Annotated in this window: 4 protein-coding genes; all 4 read left to right on the top strand. The window is 52.5% G+C overall.

Features of this window, described 5'->3' with window-relative positions:
* Positions 1-21 precede the first annotated feature (21 nt).
* The 4 genes from BLR06_RS14730 (at position 22) to uvrA (ending at position 7,954) form a co-directional block, all read left to right on the top strand.
* Positions 22-1,278, top strand: coding sequence for a GDSL-type esterase/lipase family protein (locus BLR06_RS14730; protein WP_092074360.1), 1,257 nt, complete (start codon positions 22-24; stop codon positions 1,276-1,278).
* Positions 1,279-1,353: 75 nt separating this feature from the next.
* Complete coding sequence (locus tag BLR06_RS14735; RefSeq protein ID WP_092074361.1) at positions 1,354-2,592, top strand: PDZ domain-containing protein; 1,239 nt, start codon at positions 1,354-1,356, stop codon at positions 2,590-2,592.
* A 415-nt stretch (positions 2,593-3,007) separates the two neighbouring features.
* Positions 3,008-5,074, top strand: coding sequence for an excinuclease ABC subunit UvrB (gene uvrB, locus BLR06_RS14745; RefSeq protein ID WP_092074363.1), 2,067 nt, complete (start codon positions 3,008-3,010; stop codon positions 5,072-5,074).
* Positions 5,075-5,092: 18 nt separating this feature from the next.
* The gene (gene uvrA / locus BLR06_RS14750; protein WP_092074364.1) at positions 5,093-7,954 is read left to right on the top strand and encodes an excinuclease ABC subunit UvrA; all 2,862 of its coding nucleotides are present in this window, start codon (positions 5,093-5,095) and stop codon (positions 7,952-7,954) included.
* Positions 7,955-7,971: the final 17 nt, after the last annotated feature.

The raw sequence follows: 7,971 nt of genomic DNA on the forward strand, positions 1-7,971 counted from the left end.
AATAGAAATGGGTGAACGTAAATGGCGAAGAAAGTTGTACAGGCTTTGTTATGTTTCTTTATGGTGTTGTTTATTTGTCAGCCAAATTATGATAGTAAGGTCCAGGCCGATTATCCCGGCAATGTGCATAAGGTCCGGTTAATCTGGCCGGCCGTACCGGATGCGGTCATGTACGAACTGGTGATCAGACGGCAACCGGACAGTGCTGTTCCGGCTGCGTCCGAAACGGTATTGAGCCGGACGGATATTTATACCGCCGGTGTGGAGCTTGATGTACCGGCGCTGGAGACCCCGATTGACTCGCTGTGGTGGCAGGTGCGGGCGCTCAATTTTGATCAGCTGCCAATTTCGGAGTTTAGTCCGTCCCAGCGGGTGGCGGACGGGGAGCTCAATCCGGCTTCACCTCTGCCGACAGCCAGGCTGGATCAATTTCCCTATGCTAAGCTGTATCCTGCTTATGCCTGGATTCCGGTGTTAGACGCTGCTTCCTATGAGGTGCAAATACTGGCTGCAAATCCTGATCAAACCAATAAAACCGCTATAATCCGCAGCTACCAAATTGACGGTGCGCTGGCTTTTGATTACTATGATGAAAGAGCCTATACTGAAGAAGGCGTTTATTGGTGGCGGGTTAGGGCCAGGGATCCGTTCAATCAGCCAATTGGCCACTGGTCGCCGGCCAGCTCGTTTCAGGTGCTCAAGTCCGATACCATCTTCGCACTGTTTGGCGATAGTGTGGCCCATGGCGGAGGCGCGATCTCTAATCCGCCGTCCGATCCGGCTTATGATTTGACCAGCTATGCCGGCATTCCCATCCGTAATCTGGGGCGCAGCGGGGATACTGTCGCCAGAATGATTGAGCGGTTTGAAAGCGATGTGCTGACATTTTCTCCCCGCATCCTGATCATTATGGGGGGCATTAACGATATCCGGGCCGGCCGGCCGGCTGCCGCTGTCATTGCCGAACTGGCGGCAATCCGGGAACTCTGCCGTGAAAACACAATCATCCCGGTATTTGTTGCGCTGACTCCGGTGAATCCGGCGGCCATTAAACGGGCTTTTAATGAAGATACTTCACCGCAATGGCGGAACGAATGGCTGGAGGTTAATCGCTGGATTAAACAGCAGCCGCATCATGTTGATATTTCGCCCTTGTTCGCCGGACCTGACGGCGTGCTGCCGTCTGAACTGGCAGTGGACGGGCTGCATCCTGATACCAAAGGCAAGGCAATGATGGGGAAGGCGGTTGGCTCGTATTTGCGGCGGCATTTTCTGTAATCACGAATAGCATGGTAAAGGTTCCGGAGCCTGGCCTGGCCTTTCGAGCATAGAAAAAGCGAATGAGGTGAAACCATGTTTCCCTGGCTGGATATATTGGGCGTGATTATCAGCAGGACGGTGGCATTGTATTTCAGTCCGACATTCTGGGCAATACTGGCTTTGGTTATCTTTCAATACTGGCAGATGCAGCGCAATCAGCAGCGGATGTTTGGCGTTCACAGTTATTCCATTCTGCAACAAGTGTTTCGGGCGGCAGGCTATGGCATGCTGGGGGGCATCTTAGGCAGCTTTATTATGATGGTTTTTGGCATAACGTTAAACCAACTGGGCCTGAATTATATTTGGCCGGTGGCAATCGCTCTGATGCTGATTAATATGCGGTTTTTATGTTTTGCTTATGCCGGCGGTTTGGTGGCTGTAGCCAATGTGCTTTTTGGCTGGCCGGAAGTTAATGTGCCGCAGGTTTTAGCTTTGGTGGCAATTCTGCATATTACCGAGAGTGTGCTGATAGCCATCAGCAACCGCTATGGCGCTGTGCCGCTCATCGTAAAAAAGGAAGACGGCCGCTTGGTCGGGGCGTTTAATCTGCAAAATTTTTGGCCGCTGCCGCTGGTGCTGTTGACCGCGGTTGCAATTCCCGGCGGCGACCTGCCCGGCGGTACCCTGAAAATGCCGGAATGGTGGCCGCTTATTCCGACCAGCTTAGAGCTTAATGAGGGCCAGCGGTGGATTTATGCTACCATGCCGGTGGTAGCCGCGCTGGGTTATGCCGATATTGCCGTCGCCAGCTCGCCGGATAAGCGCCGGCGGCAATCGGCATTGCACTTAGGCTTGTACAGCATTATACTGCTCTGTTTGGCAGTGCTGTCAGCCCGGTTTGAATGGGTTAAAATTTTTGCGGCTTTGGCTTCACCGCTTGGACATGAATATTTGATTCAGCGGGACAGCCAGAGGGAAATGGCCGGGGAGCCGAGATTTGTCCCGCCGGAAACCGGCGTGATGGTGCTGGATACCATTTATAATACGCCAGCCCGGGCAGCCGGGTTGCAGCCGGGTGATATTATTACCGGACTCAATGCTCTTGCAATTCGCCGGCCCGTGGATTTGGCGCTGGCACTGGCGCAGGCCCCGGAAGAAGCCTGGCTGGAATATGTCCGGAACGGGCGGCTTAATAAACGCCAGCTGAAATTTAAACCCAGCGGTGTTCTGGGCGTCATTTTAGTACCAAACGGCGATGAGCAAGTCTATGCCGAAATCAGGACCGAACGCTTTGGACTGACGGACTGGCTGAAACGCAAATTTGGTCGATAGCGAAAAATGAACCAAAAACAAGAGGACCTGCCTCTCGTTTGCAAACGAGAGGCAGGTCCTCTTGTTTTTGGCGTAAGCGCCTGTTGTTTTCCGGAGTTTTCCGTGAAAATTACTCACGGGATACTGCGGGAAAGGACCGGCAGGATCATTACAAGATGCGCTTCCAGCAGGAGAAGAAATATCCGTGCAGCTATGACATCGCTATTTGAAATCCCGGGAGAGCATGAGGTGATATTAACGCCGCATACCTCTTTCTTAACCTGCTGCGTTCTTTGCTGCATCTGCAAAGTAAAGGCCTGCAGCAGTGAAAATATGGCAGTAAAAGAAGTGCCGGCAGATTATGAACAAGGGTGCACTTTATGTTATAATAATTTCTATCAGATAATAATTTATTGACAAGGAATTAGGTGATGGAATGAGTACTGTTCCCAAACTTAATACGGTGTACCGGGAGGGCGGGACGCCGTTTAAGGTTATGGCGCCGTTTGTGCCGACCGGTGATCAGCCGGAGGCTGTCCGGAAGCTTACCGAAGGGGTGCTGGCCGGACAACGAACCCAGGTTTTACTGGGAGCCACGGGTACGGGTAAAACCTTTACCATGGCCAAAGTCATCGAAGCGGTGCAAAAGCCGACGCTGGTCATTGCCCATAATAAAACACTGGCTGCTCAACTGGCCAGTGAGTTTAAGGAGTTTTTCCCCGGGAATGCGGTGGAGTACTTTGTCAGCTACTATGATTACTATCAGCCGGAAGCCTATATTGCGCATACCGACACTTATATTGAAAAAGATGCTTCAATTAACGATGAAATAGATAAATTGCGCCACTCAGCAACCAGTTCACTGTTTGAGCGGCGGGATGTCATCATTGTGGCCAGCGTGTCCTGTATTTATGGTTTAGGCTCGCCTGACGAATACCGGGGCCTGGTACTGTCGCTGCGGCAGGGACAGACCCGGGACCGGGACGAAATTTTACGTAAACTGGTCGAAATTCAGTATGAACGCAATGACATTAATTTTACCCGCGGCAAATTCCGGGTGCGGGGTGATGTAATCGAAATATTTCCGGCGGCCAACAATGAGAAGGCCTTACGGGTCGAGTTGTTCGGCGATGAGGTCGAACGGATTTTGGAAATTGACACTCTGACAGGTGAGATTTTGTCTGAACGCAAGCATATTGCGATCTATCCGGCGTCTCACTATGTTACATCCCGCGAAAATATGCTGCGGGCGGTACAGGATATTGAGGCCGAGCTTGAGCAGCGGCTTGCTTATTTTAAAGCCAATCAGCAGTTGCTGGAAGCGCAGCGCCTGGAACAGCGCACCAGGTATGACCTGGAAATGATGCTGGAGATGGGCTATTGTTCGGGAATTGAAAATTATTCGCGCCATTTGACCAACCGGCAGCCTGGTGAAGCGCCCTATACGCTGGTTGATTATTTTCCGAAAGACTTTTTAATTGTCATTGATGAGTCTCATGTGACTTTGCCGCAGTTAAGAGCCATGTACGCCGGTGACCGTTCCCGGAAAGAGTCGTTGGTGGGCAACGGCTTCCGGCTGCCATCGGCCTTTGATAACCGGCCGTTTAAATTTGAGGAATTTGTTGAACGGATTAATCAAATTGTCTATGTCTCGGCTACTCCCGCCAAATACGAATTTGAGCAGGCCGATCAGGTTGTTCAGCAGATTATCCGGCCGACCGGGCTGGTTGATCCGGAGGTTGAAATCCGGCCGATTAAAGGCCAGATGGATGATCTGCTGGGCGAAATAAAGGCCAGAGTGGCTGTTGCGGAGCGCGTGCTGGTAACAACCCTGACCAAGAAGATGGCCGAAAACTTAACCGATTACCTGAAGGAAATGGGCATCAAAGTACGGTATCTGCACTCGGATATTGCCACAATTGAGCGGGCGGAAATCATCCGTGACCTGCGGGCGGGCGTCTTTGACGTGCTTGTGGGCATCAATTTGCTGCGCGAGGGTCTGGATCTGCCGGAAGTATCGCTGGTGGCAATTTTGGATGCGGATAAGGAAGGCTTTCTCCGGTCCGAAACTTCACTCATTCAGACCATTGGCCGGGCGGCCCGGAATGTTGGCGGAAGAGTTATTATGTATGCCGATCGACTGACCGACTCCATGCGCCGGGCGATCAGCGAGACAGACCGTCGCCGTGAAATTCAGCGTGCTTACAATGCGGCGCACGGCATTACGCCTACAACGATTTCGAAGAAGGTTAAGGAACTGATAGAAACGACCAAAGTGGCCGAAACTCCGGCCAGCTATAAGGCCAGCGGCAATTCCATGATGACTGTTGTAGAGACGCTGGATTTGATCGCCAGCCTGGAAAGTGAAATGAAGGCGGCATCGAAGAAGCTTGAATTTGAACGCGCCGCTCAGTTGCGCGATATGATTGTCGAACTCAAAGGGCGTTTGCCGGCGAATGCCGGCAAGCGTCCGGCCAAAAAATCAGCTAGGAACAAGAGCTAGCAGCTAAGGGGTATATACGTGAGGGAAAAGATTGTAATCAAAGGCGCCAGACAACACAATTTAAAAAATATAGATTTGGAAATTCCCCGGGACAAGCTTGTCGTTATTACCGGTCTAAGCGGTTCAGGCAAGTCGTCGCTGGCGTTTGATACAATTTACGCCGAAGGTCAGCGGCGCTATGTCGAATCACTGTCGGCTTATGCCCGGCAGTTTTTGGGCCAAATGGATAAACCTGATGTCGATTATATCGAAGGGTTGTCGCCGGCCATTTCAATTGATCAAAAAACGACCAGCCGCAATCCCCGTTCCACGGTTGGGACGGTAACTGAGATCTATGATTATTTACGGCTGATGTTTGCCCGCGCCGGGCGGCCGCATTGTCCGAAATGCGGCAAGGCAATCAGTCAGCAAACGGTTGAACAGATGGTTGATCAGATCCTGACTTTAGCCGGGGGAACCAAGCTGATGCTGCTGGCTCCGGTCGTCCATGGCAAAAAAGGCGAGCATCAGAAGGTGCTGGAGGATATCCGGAAAAACGGCTATGCCCGGGTGCGGGTAGATGGGCAAGTCCAGGATATTACCGAAGATATCAAGCTGGAAAGAAATAAAAAGCATACCATTGAAGTGGTAATCGACCGGCTGGTTATTCGTGAGGGGATTGACCGGCGATTGGCCGATTCCCTGGAGACCTCGCTGGACTTAGGCGGCGGTGTTGTAACCGTACAGATTGTTGACGGCAGTGAACTGGTATTCAGCCAGAACTTCGCCTGTGTTGACTGCGGGATTAGCCTGCCTGAAATTGCCCCGCGGATGTTTTCCTTTAACAGCCCTTACGGCGCCTGCCCGGATTGTACCGGATTGGGCAACAATATGGAATTTGATCCGGCCCTGGTTATTCCCGATCCCGGCAAATCATTCATTGACGGCCTGCTGGCTCCTTTCAGCAAGAATACCAATTCTTATACTATGTGTCAGCTGGAAGCGGTACTGGAGCGTTATGGCTTTTCGCTGTACAGCAGCTGGAATGAATTGCCGGATAACGTAAAAGATATCATTATGTATGGCTCAGGGGAGGAAAAATTCAGCTTCCGGTATGAAAATATGTATGGTGAAAACAAGATGTACCATGCAGTGTTCGAAGGCATTATGCCGCTATTAAACCGGCGGTACCGGGAAACCAGTTCAGACTGGTCCCGGGAAGAATACGAAGAATACATGAGCACCAAACCCTGCCCGGCTTGCAAAGGAGCGCGGCTTAAGCCGGAAACGCTGGCCGTAAAGATTGGCGGCAAAAATATCTATGAGGTTACCACGCTGACAATTGCCGAAGGCCGGCAGTTTTTTGCCGGTCTGGAACTTACGGAACGCGAGCAGAAAATTGCCTACCAGATATTAAAGGAAATCAATGCCCGGCTGGGCTTTTTACTGGATGTCGGCCTGGATTATCTGACGCTGGACCGCACCGCCGGCACCCTTAGCGGCGGCGAGGCGCAGCGTATCAGGCTTGCTACCCAGATCGGGTCCGGGCTGGTCGGTGTATTATACATTCTGGATGAGCCCAGTATCGGCCTGCACCAGCGGGACAATAACCGGCTGCTGGCAACGCTTAAGCATCTGCGGGATGTGGGCAATACGCTGCTCATTGTGGAGCATGATGAAGATACGATGTATGCGGCCGACCACATCATCGACATTGGTCCCGAAGCCGGAGCGGGCGGCGGACAGGTTGTGGCCCAGGGAACGGTCGAACAGATTAAAGCCAATCCAGCTTCGATCACCGGGCAGTATCTCAGCCGCCGGCGCTTTATTCCGGTACCGGCCGTCCGCCGCAAACCAAATGGAAAGTGGCTGGAAGTGATCGGCGCCAGGGAAAACAATTTGAAAAATTTAACCGTTAAGTTTCCGCTTGGCGTGTTTACTGCTGTTACCGGTGTATCCGGTTCCGGCAAGAGCACGCTGGTAAATGAAATCTTATATAAAGGCCTGGCCAGCCGGATTTACAAAAGCCGGACCAGACCGGGCGAGCATAAGGAAATCCGCGGCGCCGAGCATATTGATAAAATTATTGAGATTGATCAGTCGCCGATTGGCCGGACGCCGCGCTCCAATCCTGCCACCTATACCAGCTTATTTGATGCCATCCGCGAGGTGTATAGTCAAACGCCGGAAGCCAAAATGCGGGGCTATAAACCGGGACGGTTCAGCTTTAATGTGAAAGGCGGGCGTTGTGAAGCCTGCCGCGGTGATGGTATTATTAAAATTGAAATGCATTTTCTGCCCGATGTCTATGTGCCCTGCGAGGTTTGCAAAGGGGCCCGCTATAACCGGGAAACGCTGGAAGTGCGTTATAAAGGCAAGAGCATTGCCCAGGTGCTGGATATGGTGGTTGACGAGGCGGTGGATTTCTTCCGGAACATTCCCAAAGTGCACCGTAAGCTGCAGATTTTGCAGGACGTCGGCCTGGGCTATATTAAACTGGGTCAGCCGGCCACAACGCTCAGCGGCGGGGAGGCCCAGCGGGTTAAGCTGGCCACTGAGCTGGCCCGCCGCAGTACCGGCAAGACCTTATATATTCTGGATGAGCCCACAACCGGATTGCATACCGCTGACATTCACCGCCTGCTGGAGGTGTTGCAGCGGCTGGTTGACGGCGGCGACAGTATTGTTGTGATTGAGCATAATCTGGACGTTATCAAGACGGCTGATTACCTCATCGATCTTGGCCCGGAAGGGGGCTTGCGCGGCGGTACGCTGGTCGCTCAGGGCACCCCGGAGCAAATCGCAGCCGCCGCTAAGTCTTATACCGGCCATTTCCTCAAGCCGCTCCTGGCGGAAGCCGCCGCCATGAATGCGGCCGCCTGCCGGACAGTCGCGGAGTGATGTGTTAACCACAGAGG

The sequence above is a fragment of the Dendrosporobacter quercicolus genome, assembly GCF_900104455.1.
In the GTDB taxonomy this organism is placed as follows: Bacteria; Bacillota; Negativicutes; order DSM-1736; family Dendrosporobacteraceae; genus Dendrosporobacter; species Dendrosporobacter quercicolus.

Bases quoted from the DNA above. Each gene is read 5' to 3' on its own strand.
- BLR06_RS14730 (WP_092074360.1), top strand. From the start codon at position 22: ATGGCGAAGAAAGTTGTACAGGCTTTGTTATGTTTCTTTATGGTGTTG.
- BLR06_RS14735 (WP_092074361.1), top strand. From the start codon at position 1,354: ATGTTTCCCTGGCTGGATATATTGGGCGTGATTATCAGCAGGACGGTG.
- uvrB (WP_092074363.1), top strand. From the start codon at position 3,008: ATGAGTACTGTTCCCAAACTTAATACGGTGTACCGGGAGGGCGGGACG.